The sequence below is a fragment of the Ulvibacter antarcticus genome (assembly GCF_003688405.1).
In the GTDB taxonomy this organism is placed as follows: domain Bacteria; phylum Bacteroidota; class Bacteroidia; order Flavobacteriales; family Flavobacteriaceae; genus Ulvibacter; species Ulvibacter antarcticus.
In genome coordinates this window covers 612,031-635,126 of the sequence record NZ_REFC01000012.1, presented here as the reverse complement: position 1 = coordinate 635,126, position 23,096 = coordinate 612,031, and the positions used below count along the sequence as shown (strand labels likewise).

The following is a 23,096-nucleotide window of genomic DNA, read 5'->3' as shown; positions in this document are numbered from 1 at the left end:
TTGTCTATCCAAGAACCATGGTTCTTAAATCTTGAATACAATTTCTATTTCGTGTTTTCAATGTTCCCAATGGAATTTCGAGTGTTTTTGCCGCATCTACTTGAGTAAAACCTTTGAAAAAAAGTAGATCTATGATCTTTATACAAGTAGGTTTTAATGCATCAACAAACTTTTTAATTCCAATTGCATTGGTTGTCTGGTTTAAGTTATCACTGCCAGACAATATATCTACGAAGTTAGAGGTACTTAGGTTTTTTTTAGCGTTTTTAGAAGCCTTAGATCGTGTGTTATCTATAGCCGCATTGCGAGCAATATTCAGAAGCCAGGTGAAAAACCTTCCTTTTTTTATATTGTAAGATTTCGAATTGTTCCAAACCTTAACAAACACATCTTGTAGCACTTCTTCTGCCACATCATTGTCTAGAACAATGCTGTAAATTATACCGTGGATGGCTTCAGAATAAAGGGAATATATTTTTGAAAATGCAGTTTCGTTTCCGTTTTGCATTTCGATGATCAACGCATTTGGTTGTTCCATAGAGATTTTTTGTCAGAGTAACTTTTATAAAAGTAATTTGAATTTTTGAGCTACAAAAGAAATTAATCACAATTAGTTCTTAAATCCTGCCATCACAGTTGTTGATGTAATATTTAAGTTTAAAATTGTATATTTAGTATTATGGTTTGGAAAGGGTTGATTGTTATTTCATTACTATTGAATTTTTCAGTTTGTACCGTCATTGCTCAAGATACCGCTCAATTATCGGAAGAGGAACTATGGGATCAACTACAAAACTTTGACCTGTTTTCGCAGGATGAACAGTTTAATATTACATCTCAACATAAAAGTAGTACTAGCGGAATACGACATTTTTATCTTAGACAGCAATTTAATGGGTTGGATATATTTGGTACAGAATCGTCAGTTCATATTAGTAGCGATGATATAGTTGTTTATAAGGATATTAATTTTTTAACCGAATTGCCATCTGAGAAAGTTTTAGCTACTTCGCGGCAATTGACAGCAGTAGAAATTTTAGAGCGAATTGCAAACCAACTCGATTATTCCATTACTAATAAAATAGAAGTGGTACAGCAAAGTTTGAATTCATCTTCACCTATTATATTAAGTAATGCCGGAATTTCTCTTCGGAATATCCCTTGTAAAAAGTCTTATTTGTGGAATAATGATGAATTAGTATTGGTATGGCAAATGACCATTTATGAGAAAAGTAGACAACATTGGTGGAATATCTTTGCAGCAGCGAATACCGGAAAGATTATCATTCAAAAAGATCTTATAAAAAAATGTTCTTTTTCTTCCGAAGCATGTAAAAGTGGAATAGCCAATTACGATGTTCCTAATTACAATGCAAAACCTTCCGAAGAAAAAAAGATAAATACAAGTACCAATGAATCTGGCTGTAGTAATTGTTACGAAGTGTTTAAATTACCAATAGAGAGTCCATATTATGGGCAGCGTACCATAGTCGAAAATCCCGCGAATACAATAGCATCACCTTATGGTTGGCACGATATAAATGGAGAATTAGGTGCGGATTTTTCGAATACTACAGGAAATAATATTAATGTCTTTGTAAGGGATGCCAGTGAAGCTTACCAAACAGATGGAGGAAGCCTGCTTAATTTTACTGGTTACTCATTTAATGAATATTATAGTTTGCAAGATCGATCAATAGATGCGGCTCTTACCAACCTTTTTTATTGCCTGAACGTTGTGCATGATGTTAGCTATATATACGGATTCGATGAAGCAGCTGGTAACTTTCAGTACAACAACTACGGAAAAGGAGGGTTGGAAAATGATCGTGTAAGTGTGCGAACTCAATTAGAATTCTCTGGAAATTGCAGCGCGACATTTGGAAGTCCGGTAGATGGTGAAATTCCAGAGTTAAGTATAAATACCTGCGATAACAGAGATGGCTCATTTGACTCGGCGGTTACCATTCATGAATATGGACATGGAATAGTACAGCGCCTTTGGGGAGGTAGGACAGTAACCGATTGTGAAAATCCACTTGAAAAACTGGAGGAAGGCTATTGCGATTGGTATGGTTTAGCATTTACTATGGATGCTGAAGACACAAGTACGATGCGTCGTGGAATTGCGACATTTTATAGAAACTTAGGTTCCGGAAGTGACGGAATTCGCACATATCCATATACAACCGATATTAACGTAAATCCCCATACATACGGTGACGTTGAATTCAGTTCATTAACACACTATCAAGGTTCTGTATGGGCAGAAATGTTATGGGAAGTGACATGGAAATTAATTTCTCTTTATGGTTACGATGCTGATATTTATAATTTTACTGGAGATGTACATTTGGATGCGGGGAATGTGATGGCTTTTGCAATCATTACCGAAAGTTTGAAACTCATACCGTGCAACGCTGGGTTCATCGAAGCGAGAAATGCAATAATAACCGCAAACAGATCCATTTATGGAGGTTTTTCAGAATGCTTTATATGGGAAGCTTTTGCTAAACGCGGATTGGGATATAGTGCGATAACTGGTCATGAGCGCTTTGATATACCGGATACTATAGCAACATTCGATATAAGTCAAACCTTATTGTGTATTAATGATGATAATGTATATGGATTAAAAGGAGGAACCCCTTTTGGAGGAGTTTACAGTGGCTTAGGTGTAATTGATGATGGGAACGGATTGACATTTACCTTCCAGCCTTCACTGACAGGATTGGGAGAGCATGAAATACAATATATTGTACCGGAAACTTCATGTACTCAGGCATCTTCCGATTCGGCAATCTTAGAAGTCTATTTTGATACCACACCTCCCATTATAAATTGTCTAGAAGAACTGATTATTCAACTAGAATTTGGAGAAACATTCACCATTGAAGATTATACAAACTCGACGAACTTTCCTGAAAATTGTCGAGAAACCGCTCAAATTACTCAAAGTATTGAACCAGGGACAGAGGTGAATCAAGGTGCGAGGCAAATAATCATGACCGCTACCGATTCCAATAATCAAACAGGGAGTTGTATTATAAATTTAATAATTGAAGTTCAATACAGGGAAGGCCTAGACTTAAGAGATATAATTCTTATGTTTCCAAATCCGGCAGACGATGAGATGACTATCTTAAACTTGACAAGCTTGAAGCTTACCAAAGGAACGATCCTGGATGTACAGGGACGTTTAATTGAGAATATAAGTTTTTCTTCGGAAAACCATGTCAACACATATAATGTTTCCGATTTTCAAGCTGGTACTTATTTTGTTTATATCGAATCTGAATCTGGTGATAAATTAGTGTTGAGTTTAATAAAAATGTAGAAATAATTACTCGATAATACCCTGGGTTTTAATCAGTGCTCGATTTTAATAATACGCTCTGTATGGTGTTTTTAGCATGAAAATTATATATACAACTTTTTATTGAATTGCTTATTCTGAAGTAATTCCTACCTCATTAATAGGGTAAGGATTAATATGTTAAATGTATAGCCACTAAGGTGATTTGTCCAATAAATAGTTATTTTTGGGTAAATCAATAACGAATTCCTCGTTTTAAATTAACCAATCTAATTACTCATAACTATGAAAAAACTTACACTGAGTTTACTATTTTGCATGGTAACTCTTCTTTCTGCGAATTTGTTCGCTCAAAATTTTTCTCAGAACATTACTCTGGAAATACAGAAACTTGTAGATAAAAGCGATCTTTTAGCTGCAGATGCTCAATGGGAAATTACAAGCCAACACACAAGTTCAATAAGTGGTGTACATCACATTTATTATCGACAGTTAGTAAATGGGGTACAGGTATATGGTACCGAATCTGGTGTACATATTGCTTCAAATGGAAAAGTAATCGCCGCAAATAATCGATTTATTAATAAAACGGCCGATAAACTTTCTAATTCAGTTGCTAGTTTAAGCGCTTCGGAAGCTGTTCAGGCAGCAGCGAACCAGCTGAACTACAATCTAACACAATCACTTGCTGTAATAAGCCGTGATAACGGATTAAGTCAGAAAACGCTACTAAGCGATGGTGGTATTTCATTAAGTGAAATTCCAGCAGAACTTGTTTACACGCTGAATGAAGAAAACAAATTAGTTCTTAGCTGGGATCTATCTATTCAGGAGAAAAGTCAAAAGAACTGGTGGAGTATGCGTGTTGATGCAAGCACGGGAACTATTATCGATAAAAACGACTATATGGTGAGTTGTGGTTTCGACCATGATCACAGTGAAGATACTTCAGAATTAAACTACAACACTAATTTGTATGATGTTCCGAATTACGAGGCGGTTTCAGTAGAAAATGAAATGGGATGTGTAGAGTGTTATGAAGTATTTAAACTTCCACTAGAAAGTCCTTATTACGGAACAAGAACAATTGAAGTGTTGCCAGCAAATGCTACAGCATCACCTTATGGATGGCACGATACCGATGGTGCCGCTGGTGCCGAGTTTACCGTTACAAGAGGTAATAATGCGAATGCTTACGAAGATGGAAACAATTCAGGATATCAACCAGATGGTGGTACAGATCTTAACTTTACGGGATATCCTTTTAGTGAAATTTATTCTGGTGCTAACCAATATGAAGATGCGGCTATTTCACATCTATTTTATATGAATAACTCTTTCCATGATATTATTTATACTTATGGATTTGATGAAGTATCTGGAAACTTTCAAGAAATGAATTATACAGGACTTGGTGCTGGAAGTGATTCTGTAAATGCAGAAGCTCAGGATGGTTCAGGAACCTGTAATGCAAACTTTGGAACACCGCCAGATGGATCTAATCCAACAATGCAGATGTATGTTTGTGGTGATAAAGATGGGGATTTCGACAATTTAGTGATTATTCATGAGTATGCTCATGGAATTTCTAACCGATTAACAGGTGGTCCAACTAATACTGGCTGTCTAAACAATAGTGAGCAAATGGGCGAAGGCTGGGGTGATTTCCTTGGAGCAGTTCTAAGCATTGAACCAGGTGCAGTAGGAGAAGATCCAAGAGGAGTTGGTACTTATCTATTCGGACAAGGAATTGGAGGTCCTGGAATACGTGATTATCCTTATAGTACTGATTTTTCAGTTGATCCACAGACATATGACTATATTAAAACAGCTGCTGTACCGCATGGTGTAGGATCTGTTTGGGCTACAATTCTTTGGGAGATGACTTGGACACTAATTGATGAGCATGGTTATGATGATGATTTCTTTGATTTTACAGGTGATGTAAATACAGATGCTGGAAATGTGCAAGCTTTTGCGCTGGTAATGGAAGGTATGAAACTACAACCTTGTAGTCCTGGATTTGTTGATGGAAGAGATGCTATTTTCGCAGCAGATCAAGCGATCTACGGAGGTGCAAACGAATGTTTGTTATGGGAAGCTTTTGCTATTAGAGGTTTAGGATATAGTGCAGATCAAGGTTCTTCTGGAAGCAGAAGTGATGGAACTGAAGCATTCGATATGCCAATTACATCTCTAAATACAGCCGATGAGGTATGTGTAGGTGAAGGTGTTCAAACCTATGGTGGAGGATCACCATCAGGTGGTGTTTACTCAGGACCTGGTGTTACTGATGATGGAAATGGTTTAAGTTATACTTTCGATCCAGCTGTAGCCGGAATAGGAACTCACACTATTACTTACGATGCTGTAAGTTTATGTAGCACAACATCTCAGGATACAGACACGATTGAAGTTACGGATGATATTCCAGAGATTGTTTGTCAAGATGTTACTTTAGAATTAGATATTAATGGTGAAGCTACACTTACGCAATATGATGTAGTTACAAATCTAGAGCCAGGAGCATTAGTAGTAGATCAAACAGGTACTTTTGCGCCTATTGATATAAGTGCGACAGGAACATCAGTATCACTTTCAGATGATGATGTGTCAAATGCATTGGCTATAGGATTCGATTTTAGCTTCTACGAAACAGTTTATACTAATTTCTTTATATCTTCTAACGGATTCATTTCGTTCGATGCTTCAGTAGATGATGGATGTTGCTCTGGTGAATTATTACCATTACCAAGTGATGCAGATAATATAATTGCAATGGCATGGGAAGATTTGAACCCTAGCTCAGGAGGTACAATAAGATATGAAACTGTTGGTACTGCACCGGATCGTAAGTTAATAGTTGAATTTGATGGAGTTCCATTTTATGCTTCTTCAGATGCTGTGACTTCTCAGATTCATTTATTTGAAGGATCAAATAGAATTGAAATTCACTCTACATTAATTCCTTCAAATGGTAATACTACACAAGGAATTGAAAATCAGGATGGAACTATGGGATTACCAACGCCGGGAAGAAATTCATCGGTTTGGAGTGCAGCAAACGATTATGTTGCATACTATTATTCACCAGGAGGACCAGCAGATAATTGTGGAGCAAGTGCTACGATAACTATGAGTCAGACATTGTTTACTTGTGATGACTTTGGTCCTAACGTAATTACGGTTACTGTTACAGACACTAACGGAAACTCGGCAGATTGTACTCCAACGATTACAGTAACTGATCCACTTACCGTTTGTAATTTAGGAATTAATGATAATGAGTTTAATCAAAATGTAAGCTTGTATCCTAATCCTACTAACGGACAAATTACTATGGTTAACACTAGTAATTATGTAATTCGTTCAGCAACTATTACAGATGTAAATGGTAGAACTGTTCAAATACTTAATGTTGATGATGCTACACAAACTTCATTCTCTATTGCTAGTTTAGCACAAGGGATGTACTTTGTTAAGATTGAAGCAGACGATGCAACAATCGTTAAGCGAATTGTGAAGCAATAAGATTCACTTAAATTATAAATAAGAACCCTCGTCTTCTCTTTGTAGACGAGGGTTTTTTGTGTTTTCTAAAGTTTGGTATTGATTTTGCATAGTATAACATAGATGTGTATTCTTAATGAAACATAAAGTAAATTTCAGAAAGCCCCGTGATTTCCCTAAAAAGAAACATTTCGATCATCAACTATAAAAACCATCTCATTTAAAACTTGGGACGGTTTTTTGTGGCAGCTATTCTTCCGAAGAAATTAATAGGACAGTGATTGAATGGTCAGCAATTGGATTCTGTGAAGTTATATCAGTTCAGCATTGTTGTATTACTGGGAGTACGAAATAACTTTATAGCACTTAGAAAAAGCTAGACATATAGTTCTTTCCCTTTGAAGGAAAGGTTAGGAAGGGATATATGAGTATCAATCTATGTATTCGTGTTTATTAAAGTAAGTCTCCTTGGAACAAAAAAATCCGATACATACATGTACCGGATTTCAAAGCATTTAATACTATTAATTATTTTATTATTCCACCACAACTTACTCTTCCTCCTGCGTCACCTGTAGGCTGAGAAACGAAGTCATCAACACCTTCATGAACTATAATTGCTTTACCAATAATGTCTTTGTTCGCATCTCCACAACCTATGCACCATTCATCGGTTTGCATACTTAGACTAGCTGTACCATCGTCTTCGGCTACTATATTTCCAATATCTCCTTTGTGATAACCTGTAGCATCACCCCATTTGCCGTGGTTTTCTTTAGTAGGGTTCCAGTGGCCCCCGGTCGATTTACCATCGGGAGAAGAACAGTCTGCTTTTTCATGTATATGTATAGCATGCGTTCCAGGTTTTAATCCTGAAAATTCAGCCGCAAGTTGAACTATACCGTCGGTTTCGGTGAAATTTACTTTTCCAGTAGCGGTACTTTCACTTTTAGACTCCAGAATGAATGTAACAGAGTTGGATTCCATTTTTGTTTCAGGCTCTTTCATGTCTTCAACATCCGTCTCTTTTTCATCCATTTTGTCATCTGTTTTCTTTTCTTTACAACTCATTGATGCTAAAAGGGCAACAATGGCAATAGATAATCCAATTTTTTTCATGATTTAGGTTTTTGTATTATTAACTTACATACTAAAGGTACAATTCTTTGAGACCAGCATGAAGAATTTAAGAAACATTTATATTTCTATAGTACTCAATTCTACAGTGTTCTCGAGTACATTTGGGTCTAATTGGAATTGATAAATTCCCTCCGAACCAACTGCTATAAGCAAGTTTCCACGGATTATCACATCAAATACAGCACGATTTATATTGTGTACTAAGACCGAATTTTCCGGATCGGACACATCGAATATCTTTATTTCGTCATCACACACGATAAGATAATTACCGTAAAGACCTAAGCCTTTTGGCGATACTAATTCACGGACACTAATTAATAATGGATCAACAATATTGGTAATATCATAGATTTCCAACTGATTAACAGTATTACCACAACCAATGTCAGACCAAAGCGTTACGTAGGCATTAGTGTCATTTGCCACCACCGGATCACAGGCCGTAAAATGTTGAACATCCGATAAATATTCGGGAAATTCAGGGTTTTCAATATTGTAAATAAACATCCCACTTTGAGAACCTATATAGAGATAGTCTCTGAAACCAAATATTGTCTCTATGCCAAATCCTATAGGAATTGTATTTACCTGAACTGGATCTGTAGCGGTAGAAATATTAAAAACATTAAGATCATTTTCATCGACAGTATATAAATAATCACCGCTTAGCGTAAATTTCGCCAATGAGCCACCTTGTCCTCCCTGGTTACTCTCAAAAGAACTTCCATTGTTGTTTTCATCGCTACAGCCTATTATGAGTAGCATGCTTATGCAAATTATCGTTATATTTTTCATCATGGTTGAGGTGTTAGAATCCAATTAACAACAATTTGGTCTTCTCCGCCGAAATGATAAAACCCATCGGGTGATAACAATGATGGAAATATATTACGAATTCGTTTAGTAACACTTAGTTGTGCCAAGGATGCATTGTAACTAACCGCGATTAAGTCAACCGCATGATTAATATATAATACATCATTCTTAACGGATACATCACTAGAACCCGGAGCAGTAATAAAATTAAGAGGAGAAGGATTTGTAGGGTCACTATTTAGGAAAATGTGGAACCCTTCATTCACCTCGTTTATAATCAGTAAGTCGGCAATGACATATATTTTACCTGAATTTATAATAGCTCTTGGTGAAAGAAGTTCAACGCTTGTTTCGAAGCTAGCTCTGTCCATCACGATAGCAGTGTAATCTGTTTCATTAAAAAATGGATCGCCAATATCGTCGTCATTGCAACCTCCGTAATAGCAACAGCTCTGCAAGCTAATTACTACTGCGGTAAGCAGTAAAAGTTTTAGTTTTTTCATGTTTAATTTTTTATCTAAAATAGGTAATAAAGTATTAAGTCGTCATCCGGTTTACAATAGTTTCAAAAAGTCTTAGTTTCTTTAAATGGTGATAAATCTAATGTCTCCATTTTTGCTTTGTAGGAAACCCATTCGGAAGCAAAAAATGTATTGGTTTTTTCTGTTGCGTCATTTAAGGCATCTTTCGCATGCTTAAGTAGGGTTGTTTCAGTTTGAGTTGTACCGTATGGCCGACTACTCGAATACCAATCCGCAGTACGTAATCTCTGCATTACCGTTACCTCTGGATCTCGCGTAATTCCCTGTCTCTTGTCATCTTTACCTATATAAAATGCGATCACAGAATCAATCTTTTTCACAATCTCCTTGCTCAGTTTGATTTCTTCTTTATACTTTTTCTTATCATCCTTCTTAAGTTTATCACTTATTTCCTCGGCGGAGGTTTTACTTTCAACTAGCTGTTTTACTGCTTCGGAGGCTTTTGCCGTCATTGTTTCTAATTGTTTCCCTAGCTCATAGCCATCATTAATTGCTTTTTGAGATATTTCAAGCCTTGGGTCACTTTCTACCTTTATCCGAGTAGTGGAAATTGCCTCGTTGTAATGCAAATCGATCTTGTAAAATCCAGGTTTTACTGAAACCCCACCGGGCTCATTCTTTCGTTCTCTTGTTTTTCTTGCAGGTCTGTCAACACCAGCTTCATCAAGCCTCCAGTTCATTTTGTAGATTCCACTGCTATCAGGTGTTTTTCGTTTTAAAGTTCTAATAAGTCGGTCACCATCGTAGATTCTCATATAAATAGAATCCTTGCTTTTTCCATCTTCCATTTCTTCTTTTTCTTCGGAAGCGTCTTCTTCTTCATTTTCCTTTTCTTCGGAAGGTTTTTCTTCAGATTTCTTCTGAAAGTAATACGATATAATTCCACCTTCATCTCTGTTTGTACCATTAAACAAAGCGTCTCCACCAAAACGGCTTCCTGTGGGTTGTTGATATGCCGCATGGTAGGCAAGAGGAGGTTCAAAGGCAACTATTTCCGAAGCCAATACATTCGCATTCTTTGCGATCGCTCTTAAAGGTCTTATATCATCTAACACCCAGGCTGCTCTTCCGAAGGTACCAATTACCAGATCATGTTCACGTGGCTGTATCACAAGATCTTTTACTGAAACTGTTGGAAAGCCATGTGTCCATTTAGTCCAACTACTTCCGGCATTCAAACTTATATACAAGCCATCGTCGGTTCCTAAAAACAAGAGATTTTTCTCCACCGGATCTTCCACAATACACAAAGTATAACTCTTTACATCATTTACATCTACAATGCGGTTCCAGGTTTTACCGTAATTGACTGTTCTATATACATAAGGAGTATAGTTAAATCTGCGATAGTCATTGGCAACCAGTAAAGCCTCGCCCTTATTTTTGTTTGAAGCCTTGATCTGTACAATCCAACTTCCGGTTGGAAGACCCTTTAAATTTGCCGAAACGTCCGTCCATGTTTGTCCGCCGTTTTGTGTAAAATGCACTCTCCCGTCATCGGTTCCTGCCCATAACATATTTTTTTCTAATGGAGAAGGTTCAATCACTAACACCGTGGTATAATTTTCGGCTCCAGTGGCGTCCATAGTCAATCCGCCGCTGTCTCCTTGTTTCTGTTTTTCAGGATCGTTTGTAGAAAGGTCTGTTGAGATCACCTTCCATGTCAAACCTTTATCTGTGCTTTTATGTACAAATTGACTTCCGAAGTACAGCGTATTAGAGTCGAAAGGATCGATATTAATAGCAGAATTCCAATTAAAGCGAAGTTTCACATCAGGGTCTGAATGCGTTGGTCGCACTGTATAATTGTTTCCGGTGATATGATCGTAACGACTCACAAAACCCTGCTGACTCATACTCCAGCCGTATCTGCTGTCGTCCGGGTCGGGAACTACATCAAATCCATCGCCAAAAGAGATCTCCTGCCAGTAATCATTTCGAATTCCTTGATCCTTCCAAACATAAGCAGGACCACGCCAGCTTCCGTTATCTTGCATACCTCCATAGACATTATACGGAAACTCATTATCCACATTTATATGATAAAATTGCGCTACAGGTAAATTCCCTACAAAGCGCCATGATTTTCCGCCATCGTGGGTGATGTTCATTCCACCATCATTCCCGTCTATTATAAAACTCCCGTCTTTGGGATGAATCCACCATGCATGATGATCCGGATGAACTCCGTTATCCACCCCATAGGCCGGCATCAGTTCAGTAAAATTCTTTCCACCATCTTCCGACACATTAATATAGGTGAAGACAGAAAACACCCGATTCTCGTTTTGAGGATCTACATAGATTTCAGAATAATAAAAAGGTCGATTCCCAATATCTTCTTTGTCGTTAATCTTTTCCCACTTAAATCCGCCATCAACAGATTTGTATAAAGCATTTTTTTTGGCTTCGATCAATGCGTATATAATGTTCGGTTTATTGGCAGCGATTGCAATTCCAATTCTTCCTAACTCACCTTTCGGCAGCCCATCTTTGTCGGTGCGTTCTTCCCAGCTAGTACCTCCATCGTGCGTAATGAACAAACCGGAACCTTTACCACCCGATTTAAAGAACCATGGATCGCGCTTATGCTCCCACATAGCAACGAGAAGTTTGTTCGGATTTGAAGGATCCATCACCATATCTGCTACGCCGGTTTTGTTATTCGCAAAGAGAATTTTATTCCATGTTTTTCCGCCATCAGTTGTTTTAAAAACGCCACGTTCAGGATGCTCACCCCAAGGAGAACCTATTGCACCTGCATATATCACGTTTGGATTTGTGGGGTCTATAATTATTCTATGGATGTGCCGTGTTTTTTCCAGACCCATTAGTTGCCAAGTTTTCCCACCATTTAGGGAGCGATAGATTCCGTAGCCACCGTTAAGGCTATTTCTCGGATTACCTTCACCGGTTCCAACCCAGATAACAGCAGGATTTGATTGCTGTATCGCGACCGAGCCAATAGAGGCTGTAACCTCCTTATCGAAAATAGGCTCCCACTTAATTCCACCACTTGCCGATTTCCATAATCCTCCCGAAGCTGTACCTACATACATAATGTCCGGATTTTCTGTAACCACATCAATAGCGGTAACCCTTCCCGACATTCCTCCAGGGCCGATATTTCGAGGTTTCATGTCTTGTAAAATATCCATTGAAAATTGTTGGGCTATAAGCACGGACGATATACTGCAAAGCAGTAAGAAGAGTATTTTTTTATACATATTGATAGGCAAAGAGGTTGCTATTTTGGTTAGAGTTTCTAAAGTTAATAATATACTTTCAGAAGCAATTCACAAATGGATGTTAACTGCTCTACAAATGGTGATAAATATGTTAATTTTAAAGAATGAAGCAGAATAAAGGAAATACAGGCTTTGTATTTACAAAACACTCCCCCGAAGACCAGTCACCCTTCGAACGACTTTTCGAGATTTTCCAGGAATTGATTACGCATACATCAGGCGATTTTGATGAGGCCATCGATTGGTTACGACAATTGGATAAGGAATACGAATTAACAACAGACGACTATACTATTGATGATTTCATAGAAGACCTGAAAAAGAAAGGCTTTATACGTGAAGAGTTAGATCCTAACGGCACGGGTACAGGAGATGGGAAGGGAAAGAACAAAATGACCGAAAAATTGGAACGTTCTCTTCGGAAGAGAGCATTAGAACAAATCTTCGGAAAGCTAAATAAAAGTGGAACAGGTAACCATAAAACAAAACATACAGGGCAAGGTGACGAGCATGCAGGGGAGTACAGGAATTATCAGTTTGGGGATCGCCTCGAACAAATTTCGATGACGGAAAGCTTTAAGAATGCACAGATAAATCATGGGATCGACGGATTTACCTTAGACGAGAATGATCTCGTAGTTGAAGAAACTACCTATAAAGCACAAATGAGTACTGTGTTAATGATCGATATTAGTCATAGTATGATTTTATATGGCGAAGATCGAATTACCCCGGCGAAGAAAGTAGCGATGGCTTTATCTGAACTCATTACTACCCGTTATCCAAAAGACACTTTAGACATTTTAGTCTTCGGAAATGATGCCTGGCCTATAAAAATAAAAGATCTTCCATATTTAAATGTAGGTCCCTATCATACCAACACGGTGGCCGGACTTCAACTAGCCATGGATATGTTGAGGAGAAAACGAAATACAAACAAGCAAATCTTTATGATCACCGACGGCAAGCCAAGTTGCTTGCAATTACCCGACGGACAGTATTACAAAAATAGCAACGGACTTGATCCGTATATCGTTAATAAATGTTATTCGATGGCGGCACAGGCGCGAAAGCTTCATATACCGATTACGACTTTTATGATTGCAAGTGATCCCTATTTGCAACAGTTTGTGGATAATTTTACGTTGGCAAATCAAGGAAAGGCGTTTTATACTGGAATTAAAGGACTAGGAGAAATGATCTTTACAGATTATGAAACGAATAGAAAGAAACGGTTGAGGTAAGATTATATAAGACTGTCACTTCGAGTGATTTTTAATGACCAGAAGGGAATTAAAAAATGTATCGAGAAGAGATCACTCCTCGATACATTTTTCCTAATTCTCTATCGAGCTTTAAGAAAAACACTCGAAGTGACAGTGAGATCAGAAAAAATTAGATAAAAGAATTAGAGAATATTTAAAATATGAACATAGAAAATATTAAAACTTTCGGAGAATTAAAAAAAGCAGGCTTCGTTTATAAACCTATTAAGGAAGAGCTACGAAGAAATCTCCTTCAGAAATTGCTGAAAAAGGAAACTACTTTCGAAGGAATCCATGGTTATAATTTTACCGTTATTCCCGAATTAGAACGCGCTATACTTTCTAAACACAATATCAATTTGTTAGGTTTGCGAGGACAGGCGAAAACACGGCTTGCTCGTCAAATGGTGCAGTTACTGGACGAGTATATCCCTGTTGTGGCTGGTAGCGAAATTAACGACGATCCTTTTAAGCCTATCTCCCGATATGCAAAAGAACTCTTGCACGAAAAAGGAGACGCCACTCCAATTGAATGGCTTCATAGAGATGAGCGATTTGCAGAGAAATTAGCCACACCAGATGTCACTGTCGCAGATTTGGTAGGTGACGTAGATCCTATTAAAGCAGCCAATTTAAAGCTTACCTATGCCGATGATCGAGTAATTCACTTCGGAATGATTCCGCGTGCTAATAGATGCATCTTCGTAATAAATGAACTTCCCGATCTTCAGGCTCGAATTCAAGTGTCCTTATTCAATATTTTGCAGGAAGGCGATGTACAAATCCGAGGCTTTAAATTGCGTTTACCACTGGATATTCAGTTTGTATTTACGGCTAATCCTGAAGACTATACCAATAGAGGAAGTATTGTGACTCCTTTGAAGGATCGAATTGGGAGTCAGATTTTAACACATTATCCAGATGATATAAAGACGGCACGTACGATAACGGAACAAGAAACGGTCGAAGCAGCTTTAGAAAAACAACATGTGTACGTGCCCGAACTCGCAAAGGACATTTTAGAACAGATTAGTTTTGAAGCTAGAGCAAGTGATTTCATAGATCCCAAAAGTGGGGTAAGTGCGAGATTAAGTATTACTGCCTTTCAGAATTTATTAAGCACTGCCGAAAGAAGAGCGCTTCAAAACGGAGACGAAATGACCTCAGTGCGTTTAAGTGATTTCCTCGGAATTGTTCCGGCCATAACCGGGAAAGTAGAATTGGTTTATGAAGGAGAGCAGGAGGGAGCGGCACAGGTTGCTTATCAATTGATTACCGATGCCGTGCGATCACAATTTCTGGAATACTTTCCTAAAATTGAGAAGCTTCAGAAAGAAGGCGATCCAGATCCATATGCTGCGATAGTAAACTGGTTTTTTGAAGAAAGCGGCTTCGAATTACTGGATAGTTTGAACAATTCAGAATATAAAGAACAGCTAAACAGAATACAAGCTTTAGAAGATCTAATAAACATATATGTTCCGGATATTTCTGAAGAAGACAAACCATTTTATAAAGAGTTCGTCTTATGGGCGTTGGTGGAATTTAAAAAACTAAGCAAGTATAATCTGAGTGACGGAGTTCGATTTAAGGATGTCTATGGAAGTTATATTAGCGGACTTTAAAATAATACTCAATACTCAACGAACAAGTGAATTAGGTCGTACATATTTCAGAAAGTAAAGAACGTAGAATAAAAAACTAAATTAATTCGGTAATCGCCTTTATGCACAGCACAAAACCGCTTATAACCATAATGGTGATTACCCATTTTCTAAAAGCCAGTTTACTCATTCGTTTTAATAAATGCTTACCAATAATATTTCCTACGATGGCGCCTGCTCCTAGAGCAATTCCGTAGATCCATAAATCACCGGAGAGTAGCCCAAAGAACATATAACCACTTATCTGTGCCAGTCCAAGAAAGAAGGCCTGTGCGGCTTTGGTTCCAACCAATTCTTCCTTTTCAATACCTGCATTAAGAAGAAACGGATTAAGGACTGGTCCCATGCCGCCTGTAAAAGTGCCAATTATAGAAATTAGGAGTCCGAGAGGTATGAAATACCAAAGTTTTACTTCGAAAGAACGTTCTTTTTTTCCGAAGCGATACTGAAAAAATGTACTCATCAAGAAAATCCCTACTATAAGCTGAATCCAGTATATTTTGACTTCAGAAAACAACCAGGCTGCCAATACAGCACCTAGCATTGCTGATGGAACGAAATACCAAAAAACCTTCCATTGAATATGCTTCCAAAACAAAAGAATTCGAGTGGGTCTGCTAATAAATGCTCCGAGGTTGATTACGGGTGCAGTTTGAGATGTTCCAATTAAAAAGTTAATAATAGGAATCTGCATCAAAGCACCACCTCCGCCACTGATAGTGGATAAAGTAAAAGTCGTCGCGCCTAAAAAAAATAGTGTAACGAGTAACCAGACAGGTATGTTGCTTAAAATTTCTAACATAAAACAAATGCCCTTCCAAAAGTATTGAAAGGGCAGCTAAATTAAGTAATGATATACTACTTATAAATTGGGTATGATCAATTCCTGTCCGGGATGTATCACATCAGGATTTTTCAATATATCTGTATTTGCCTTAAATATTGCATTGTACTTCATCGGGTCCTTATAATAATGCTTAGCTATTTTACTAAGAGATTCACCACTTTGCACCGTATGGCGATGAAATACAGAAGTATCTGCAACTTTAATGTCTGCTGTGATATCGGTAGGAGATTCGCCACCAACTTTTTTTATTTCATCCCAAATTAGATTTTTTTCATATTGAGTATTGGCGGTTCCATTAACTTTTAATTGATTTCCTTCAACCTTTACATCCCCGTTTTGAATTTTTAGTTTTTCACCCAAATCCAATACACTTTGATATTTTGCTTTAATCATTTTTTAAATATTTTAAATTGATGATTTAAAGATACACAATTTGCCACTTTCGCATTACATTTTGAATTAATTATTGATCGTGAAGACTAGTATTTTCGATGATTTACGCACTAATTCGTTGAAACTGATATTTAACAAACAATTAATCATAATTAATAAAATTTTCACACTTCGAAGCGTACATTGGTACCAACCTAAAAAATATAAAATAATGAAAATCAAAATGTTAATAATGTCAGTTGCAGTGGCAAGTATGTTATTTGTTTCCTGTGATGATTCTAAGAAAAAAGAAGCTGAATTAGAAAAAGCTAAAATGGAACAAGCGAAACTTGATGACGCTGCAAAAATGAAGGCAGAAGAAGAAGCTAAAATGGCAAAAATGGAATTTGAGAAAAATACCATCGCTTCCATAGCTATGGGAAATGATAATTTCTCAACCTTAGTTACCGCTTTAAAACAAGCAGATTTAGCACAAACATTCATGAGTGAAGGTGAGTATACAGTGTTCGCACCAACAAACGATGCATTTGCAAAAGTACCAAAGGCAACTATGGATAACCTTATGAAGCCGGAGAATAAAGCAACATTACAGAATTTACTAAAATACCATGTAGTAGCTGGTAAATGGATGGCTGCCGATGTACTTAAGGCAATTTCAGATAACAAAAATAAATACAATGTTACTACCCTTCAGGGAGAAAATATTGTATTGTCTGCTAAGGACGGTAAAGTTATGATCAAAGATGCGAAAGGGAATACATCAACAATTACCATGACCGATGTGAATGCTTCCAATGGAGTTATTCATGCCATCGACAAGGTGATGATGCCAAAGAAGTAATTCTTTTATATATTTAGAAAAAAGCCTTCACAAAGTGAGGGCTTTTTTTATGGATTAAACTCTCCCATGTCAACATCTTTTATGAATTTTATTAATCCATTGAAAAAGTTTTTTTGATCGTCGTATTGCGACAAATGACTGCCGTTAGGACATAATAAGAAACGACCATTTTGAACTTCGTTTGCCAGCCATTCCATTTGTTTCGGGTCCATGGTGTCGTAAGTTGCTCCTATTGATAAGGTAGGCACGACAATAGTATGTAATCTGTCTTTTACATCCCAATTTTTAAGGATAGCATCGCCTTTAACGCCAAATTCACTAGGTCCTTGCATGGTAACATATACTTTCGGATTTAGATGATTAAAACCTCTTTGTATGGAATTTGGCCATTCATCAACAGGCATTCGTATAATGTGTTCGGTATAATAGTTGTTTACCACCAATTCCAAATACCGCTCATTCTGATAGTCTTCTGCATTTTCATACACCATTATTTCTTTTAGTACTTCCGGGTCCATTTTTGGCGCTAATACCGTATCGCTATATTCCATATAATCCGGTATAGAAGGAACCATATTAGAAATTATTAGCCCTTTGAGGTGCTCCTGATATTTCAATGCATATTCCATTGCGAGAATCCCTCCCCATGATTGTCCGAACAAATAAAAATTATCTTTATCTAATCCTAACGCCAACCGAACCTGTTCAACTTCCTCCACAAATCTTGCAGTATCCCACAGACTTAAATCATCGGGTTGGTCGCTATAGTAACTACCCAACTGATCGTAATAATAATACTCAATACTTTCTTCCGGAAAATAACCGTCGAAACTCTCGTAGATCTCATGTGTCATCCCTGGTCCGCCATGAAGGAGAAGTACCTTGATTTTAGGATTATTGCCCACGCGCTTTGTCCACACATTAAAAGTTCCCTTTGGAGTTTCTATCGGAATCATTTTAATACCTCCTGTAAACTGATCGTCTTTTCCTTCAAAGGACAAATACTTATTTGTTGTTTGGATGCTATTGTTTTGTCTTTCTTCGGAAGGGTTATTACAGCCGGAAGCACAAAGAATCAAGATGGAAAAAAGGAATAAGAATTTCATGTAGCGATTGATTTAGTTCTTTCTGAAATATACGGTTTTTTACCAACTCCTTGCTTCCGAAGTGCATTAGAAAAAACTTATAATTGTCGCTTCGAAAGATACTTCAACGCTATGAGGCTTTCTTTTGATGCAATTTCAGTAGATTTTCCTTCCGAAATAACCATATTCCGTGTTGTAATCTCCAATACATCGTCATAATAATGATCGGTAAGAATGATGCCCTTCGTCTTTTTTAGTGTCAAAAGAAAGGTTTTGATGGCTTCCTTATGCAAAGGGTCGATCATGGAAAAAGGTTCATCGAGCATGATAAATGGATGAGGAAGGTTACCAATTAAAATCACTTCAAAATAACGCCGTTCACCCAAGGAAAGTGAACCTACTTTTTTCGCGGAAATCTTCGCAACCCCCGGATTGTAAAAAACAGCATCTTGCTCTTTCTGTGACTTATAGTACATGGGAATAACATCCCGAACTTTTACATTTTTTGGAATAAAAGGATCTTGTGGTAAATAGGCAATAATTTTTCCAGGGATAATAGCTTCAGAAGTAATTCGTTCCCCGTTAATTTTAAGGTTGAGCGTATCTGCTTTTAAAGTTCCGAAGAGCATTTTAAGCAAGGTTGATTTTCCGCAGCCGTTACGTCCGAAAATGCCCAGAATATCCCCTGTTTTAAGATCAATGGATACATCTTCCAGCACCTTCTTAGCGCCAAAGCTTTTTGAAGCCTTATATAAGTTTAGTGTCGCCAAAGAAAAGGGTTACTATAATTAATAAGATGATTATTAGCGGAACACCAACAATTAGGTTTAATAGAAATGCCGATTTAAACAATTTCCATTTGTTGAAGCCCAAATTGTGATAAAAATAAAACTCCTGTTTCTTGATCAACCAAAACCCTAAAAACCCAAGGAGAATACCAAAAGTTGGTATAAGAAAAACGGCAATCAAACTCCCGAAAATTATTTTTGACAACAGAGTAAAGCTTATTATAAAAGGTAGTAAGGTCTTATAAAAATGCCAAATAGCTCTAATATTCATAATTGACTTCAATTGCAGCTTTTTTGCTTCCGAACGAAAGCACGAATTACTGTTTTCCAATATGGCAGCCACAGCCGCCGTTCATAAATCCATGTGTTTCTTCATGCCATGGAAAAGCTTCACTCGCCTTATCCATTTCCCAGAAGAATGGAAGTCTTTCTTTAATTGTATTGCCCATTTCATCCATGGTTTCGGCGTCATATAATCTTCCATTCACCATTACTTTATCGATATACTGTGTATTCTCAATATCCTCTAAAGGATTCTTAGAAAATACGATGAGGTCTGCTAATTTACCTTCTTCCAAAGAACCGATGTCATTTCCTGCGCCGATATATTGCGCACTATTAATAGTTGCTGTTTTGAGTGCTTCAAGGTTGCTCATACCACCGGCAGCGAGCATCCAGGTTTCCCAATGCGCCCCCAGACCTTGTAATTGACCATGAGCTCCCATATTTACTTTTACGCCTGAATCACTTAGTTCCTTAGCGGTTTTTGAAACCAAAATATGTCCGTTTTCATATTCTTTTTCTGGAACCATTGTACGATGTCTGGATCTGCTATCGATGATTGAACGTGGTGTGAAATTCAAAAGTTTTTCATTCTCCCAAACCTTATCTCGTTGATAGTAGTAATATTCGCCATTTAAACCTCCATAATTGACGATAAGAGTAGGAGTGTAGCCTGTGCCACTTTTCCCCCAAATCTCCTTTACATCCTTGTATACAGGAGCCACAGGAATATTATGTTCCACCCCAGTGTGCCCATCGATTATCATGGTCATATTATGGTAAAATGTCGAGCCACCTTCTGGTACGACATTGATTTGCATCTCTCGTGCAGCTTGTAATACCTGTTGACGCTGGTCACGTCTCGGCTGATTGTAACTTTTCACACTTTTTGCTCCAAATGCCTTTGTTCTTCTAATACTGCTTTCGGCATCTTCAAGACTATTGATGACTGCTTTGAAATCACCATCGGCACCGTAGAGAATAAACCCCGTAGAGTAGATTCGAGGACCTGTGAGTCCTCCGGATTTCTGCAATTCTGAAAGTGCAAAGACCGTTTCAGTATTTGCTGATGGATCATGGGAAGTTGTGACTCCAAAAGCGAGATTCGCCATAAACTGCCAATTCTGCTGTGTTGTAAGTCCGGATCTAAATGCACCAATATGCGCATGTGCGTCGACCATTCCAGGCATTATAGTTTTACCTAGTGACAAATATATTTTAGCATCGGATGGAATGGGAGTGGTTGCGGCATCTCCTATTGTCTCGATTTTATTGTTTTTTATAATAATATTTCCATTCTCGATTACTTTATCACCATCCATAGTAATAATCCTCGCATTGGCGAAAGCTATTCTCCCCGAAGGCTTATCTACAGATGCGTTAAGCCCGATTTTAATACCTTCTGTAGTCATTTCTGGAACCGTTTCTGGTGAACCGGGTAAAAAAGTAAATCGGTTTTTCACCTCATTACTAAAATATTCGTCTCCAAGAGTCCACATCACTTTTTTACTGTCTGGTGACCAATGTATACTAATTCCGGCATCTTTAGCAATCTGTGAAACCGGCACCGATTTAGAATTATTATCCAAATCAACCGTGCGTCCGTTTAGGACTAAGGGGGCCAAAAATACTTTATGAAGATTGGTGAAAGCAATCCATTTGTTATCCGGACTCGGTACTAATCTGTTGGCATAATTGGAAGTGATATGTATTTTTTCATCATCTCCTTGTAAATTTACACTGATTAAGCTTTTGGTTTTTTCACCAAAGTAAGTTCCTCCGGTTTGTAGAAATATGCGATCTCCCGTCTTGTTAAACAGAGGAAATTGCCCTTTATCATTGATTTTTTCTTCGTTTTTACCAAAGGAATTCATTGTATAAATTCCAGGATTCTTTGTAAACGAAATTCCTTGATCTGTATTTCCTTCTTCTTTTCTGAATACAATGGTTCGACCATCCGGAGAATAGGAAGGTGTTCTGTAAATTCCCTTGGTAGAAGTTAATTTCTCGGGAGTACCTCCGACTGAAGGTATTTTAAAAATGGCACCTTTTTCAATATCGTTCCAAACAACGTAAACGATATCGTTTCCGTTTGGGGAGAATTGCGGTTCGAATTCAAAATCAGTGCCTTTTGTTAGTCTTACTGGTGTTCCATTTGGTAATTCTTTTTTCCAAAGGTATCCCAGCGCATTAAAGATAATTAATTTTTCGTTAGGAGAAGTCACAGTGTGGCGAATCATTTTTGGAGTAAAAGATTCCGTTTCGATTGGTGTATCGAAATGAACAGTTTTTGCCAGGTCAATATGTACATCGACCGAAAAAGGAATGTTGGTTATTTGGCGCGAATCGATATCAATCTTATGTAATTTTCCGCCACTCCAAAATACAATTTCTGTGTTATTTGGCATCCAGCTAAAATTAGGATAGGTTCCAAAAATGGCCCAGGTTTCACTTTGATCCTTATTTAACTCATCGTAGATTGGCCATTCTTCCCCAGTTTCCAAATCATGAATATAGAGTACTGTTTTTTCACGCACTCGTTTTACAAATGCCATCTTTTTGTCATCTCTTGAAAGAGTTGATCGCATGGCACTACCAGGACCTCCGGTTATTGTTTCGATCTTGCCATCTTCGAAGCTATAGCGTTTAATTTCGTAAATCTGACTATTAGGATCTTTATTATACTGAAAATTACCTCCCGGATATACATCTTCACAGTAATACATATATTTCCCATCTGAAGAAATCCAAGGCTCATTTACATCTTGCTGATCATTCTTGCGTTCGGTTAATTGTAATCCTTCGCCTCCGGTAATATGATATTGCCACATTTCGCCGGCTCCTAGACTTCTTCGAGAAGTGAAATGCTTCCGTGCAACGAAGGAATTTCCATCAGGCATCCAGAAAGCATTGTTGAGCAGTCTAAAATCTTCTTTTGTTACTTGCTTTGCATCACTTCCGTCGACATTCATCACCCAAATATTATCACCACCTCCCGCGTCACTTGTAAATGAAATTTTTTGTCCATCAGGACTAAAACGAGGCTGTACTTCGAACGGGATTCCTTTCCGAAGCACTTTTGCTTTACCACCGCTTATAGGCATAGAATAGATATCGCCCAACATATCAAAAACAATCGACTGACCGTTCGGACTCACATCAAGATTCATCCATGTTCCTTCGTCTGTGGTAAAACTATGAGTTTTGTAATTGAAATCTTTTCCCGGGGCAGTTACCTCCCATTTGATTTCTTCTTCTTCTTTTTCTTTCTTTTTCTTCTTTTGAGCGTTTACATTAGTTGAAATTAAAACGATCAGTATGGTTAGTAATAGCCGCATTTATATAGATTTTTGAAG

At 37.6% G+C, this 23,096-nt stretch carries 15 protein-coding genes; 5 read left to right on the top strand and 10 right to left on the bottom strand.

Annotated elements, in window-relative coordinates; genetic code table 11:
- Window positions 1-4: 4 nt before the first annotated feature.
- The gene (locus BXY75_RS07680; protein ID WP_121907127.1) at window positions 5-538 is read right to left on the bottom strand and encodes an RNA polymerase sigma factor; all 534 of its coding nucleotides are present in this window, start codon (window positions 536-538) and stop codon (window positions 5-7) included.
- A gap of 141 nt (window positions 539-679) precedes the next feature.
- On the opposite strand from BXY75_RS07680, the gene BXY75_RS07675 reads away from it, so the two are divergent.
- Window positions 680-3,337 carry a M36 family metallopeptidase gene (locus tag BXY75_RS07675; RefSeq protein WP_121907126.1) on the top strand — a complete coding sequence of 886 codons (2,658 nt, stop codon included), beginning with the start codon at window positions 680-682 and terminating at the stop codon, window positions 3,335-3,337.
- Between the two features lie 264 nt (window positions 3,338-3,601).
- Window positions 3,602-6,847, top strand: a complete 3,246-nt coding sequence (locus BXY75_RS07670) for a M36 family metallopeptidase (RefSeq protein WP_121907125.1) — start codon at window positions 3,602-3,604, stop codon at window positions 6,845-6,847.
- 507 nt (window positions 6,848-7,354) lie between these two features.
- On the opposite strand, the gene BXY75_RS07665 is transcribed toward BXY75_RS07670, so the two are convergent.
- From BXY75_RS07665 to BXY75_RS07650, 4 genes are all read right to left on the bottom strand, one after another.
- Complete coding sequence (locus BXY75_RS07665) at window positions 7,355-7,945, bottom strand: superoxide dismutase family protein (protein WP_121907124.1); 591 nt, start codon at window positions 7,943-7,945, stop codon at window positions 7,355-7,357.
- A 78-nt stretch (window positions 7,946-8,023) separates the two neighbouring features.
- Window positions 8,024-8,734: an LVIVD repeat-containing protein gene (locus BXY75_RS07660; RefSeq protein ID WP_170152864.1), complete on the bottom strand. Its 711-nt coding sequence runs from the start codon at window positions 8,732-8,734 to the stop codon at window positions 8,024-8,026.
- 29 nt (window positions 8,735-8,763) lie between these two features.
- Window positions 8,764-9,288 (bottom strand): LVIVD repeat-containing protein, encoded by a 525-nt coding sequence (locus BXY75_RS07655; protein ID WP_121907122.1) that lies wholly within the window; start codon window positions 9,286-9,288, stop codon window positions 8,764-8,766.
- 62 nt (window positions 9,289-9,350) lie between these two features.
- Window positions 9,351-12,554, bottom strand: a complete 3,204-nt coding sequence (locus BXY75_RS07650; RefSeq protein WP_245962937.1) for a WD40/YVTN/BNR-like repeat-containing protein — start codon at window positions 12,552-12,554, stop codon at window positions 9,351-9,353.
- A gap of 125 nt (window positions 12,555-12,679) precedes the next feature.
- Here BXY75_RS07650 and BXY75_RS07645 point away from each other — a divergent pair, with 125 nt between their 5' ends.
- Both BXY75_RS07645 and BXY75_RS07640 read left to right on the top strand, forming a co-directional pair.
- Window positions 12,680-13,819 carry a vWA domain-containing protein gene (locus BXY75_RS07645; RefSeq protein ID WP_121907120.1) on the top strand — a complete coding sequence of 380 codons (1,140 nt, stop codon included), beginning with the start codon at window positions 12,680-12,682 and terminating at the stop codon, window positions 13,817-13,819.
- A gap of 182 nt (window positions 13,820-14,001) precedes the next feature.
- On the top strand, window positions 14,002-15,465 hold the full coding sequence (locus BXY75_RS07640) for a magnesium chelatase (RefSeq protein WP_121907119.1): 1,464 nt from the start codon (window positions 14,002-14,004) through the stop codon (window positions 15,463-15,465).
- 76 nt (window positions 15,466-15,541) lie between these two features.
- On the opposite strand, the gene BXY75_RS07635 is transcribed toward BXY75_RS07640, so the two are convergent.
- Together BXY75_RS07635 and BXY75_RS07630 are read right to left on the bottom strand one after the other, a co-directional pair.
- Window positions 15,542-16,306, bottom strand: coding sequence for a sulfite exporter TauE/SafE family protein (locus BXY75_RS07635; protein WP_121907118.1), 765 nt, complete (start codon window positions 16,304-16,306; stop codon window positions 15,542-15,544).
- Between the two features lie 60 nt (window positions 16,307-16,366).
- Entirely contained in the window at window positions 16,367-16,744 is a 378-nt protein-coding gene (locus tag BXY75_RS07630; RefSeq protein WP_121907117.1) for a LysM peptidoglycan-binding domain-containing protein, read from the bottom strand.
- Between the two features lie 211 nt (window positions 16,745-16,955).
- Between BXY75_RS07630 and BXY75_RS07625 the strand changes: the two genes are divergently transcribed.
- Window positions 16,956-17,585: a fasciclin domain-containing protein gene (locus BXY75_RS07625; protein ID WP_170152863.1), complete on the top strand. Its 630-nt coding sequence runs from the start codon at window positions 16,956-16,958 to the stop codon at window positions 17,583-17,585.
- Between the two features lie 47 nt (window positions 17,586-17,632).
- On the opposite strand, the gene BXY75_RS07620 is transcribed toward BXY75_RS07625, so the two are convergent.
- The 3 genes from BXY75_RS07620 to BXY75_RS07605 form a co-directional block, all read right to left on the bottom strand.
- Window positions 17,633-18,691 (bottom strand): proline iminopeptidase-family hydrolase, encoded by a 1,059-nt coding sequence (locus tag BXY75_RS07620; protein ID WP_121907116.1) that lies wholly within the window; start codon window positions 18,689-18,691, stop codon window positions 17,633-17,635.
- A gap of 77 nt (window positions 18,692-18,768) precedes the next feature.
- The gene (locus tag BXY75_RS07615; RefSeq protein ID WP_121907115.1) at window positions 18,769-19,440 is read right to left on the bottom strand and encodes an ATP-binding cassette domain-containing protein; all 672 of its coding nucleotides are present in this window, start codon (window positions 19,438-19,440) and stop codon (window positions 18,769-18,771) included.
- A gap of 335 nt (window positions 19,441-19,775) precedes the next feature.
- The gene (locus BXY75_RS07605; RefSeq protein WP_121907113.1) at window positions 19,776-23,078 is read right to left on the bottom strand and encodes an amidohydrolase family protein; all 3,303 of its coding nucleotides are present in this window, start codon (window positions 23,076-23,078) and stop codon (window positions 19,776-19,778) included.
- Window positions 23,079-23,096 lie beyond the last annotated feature (18 nt).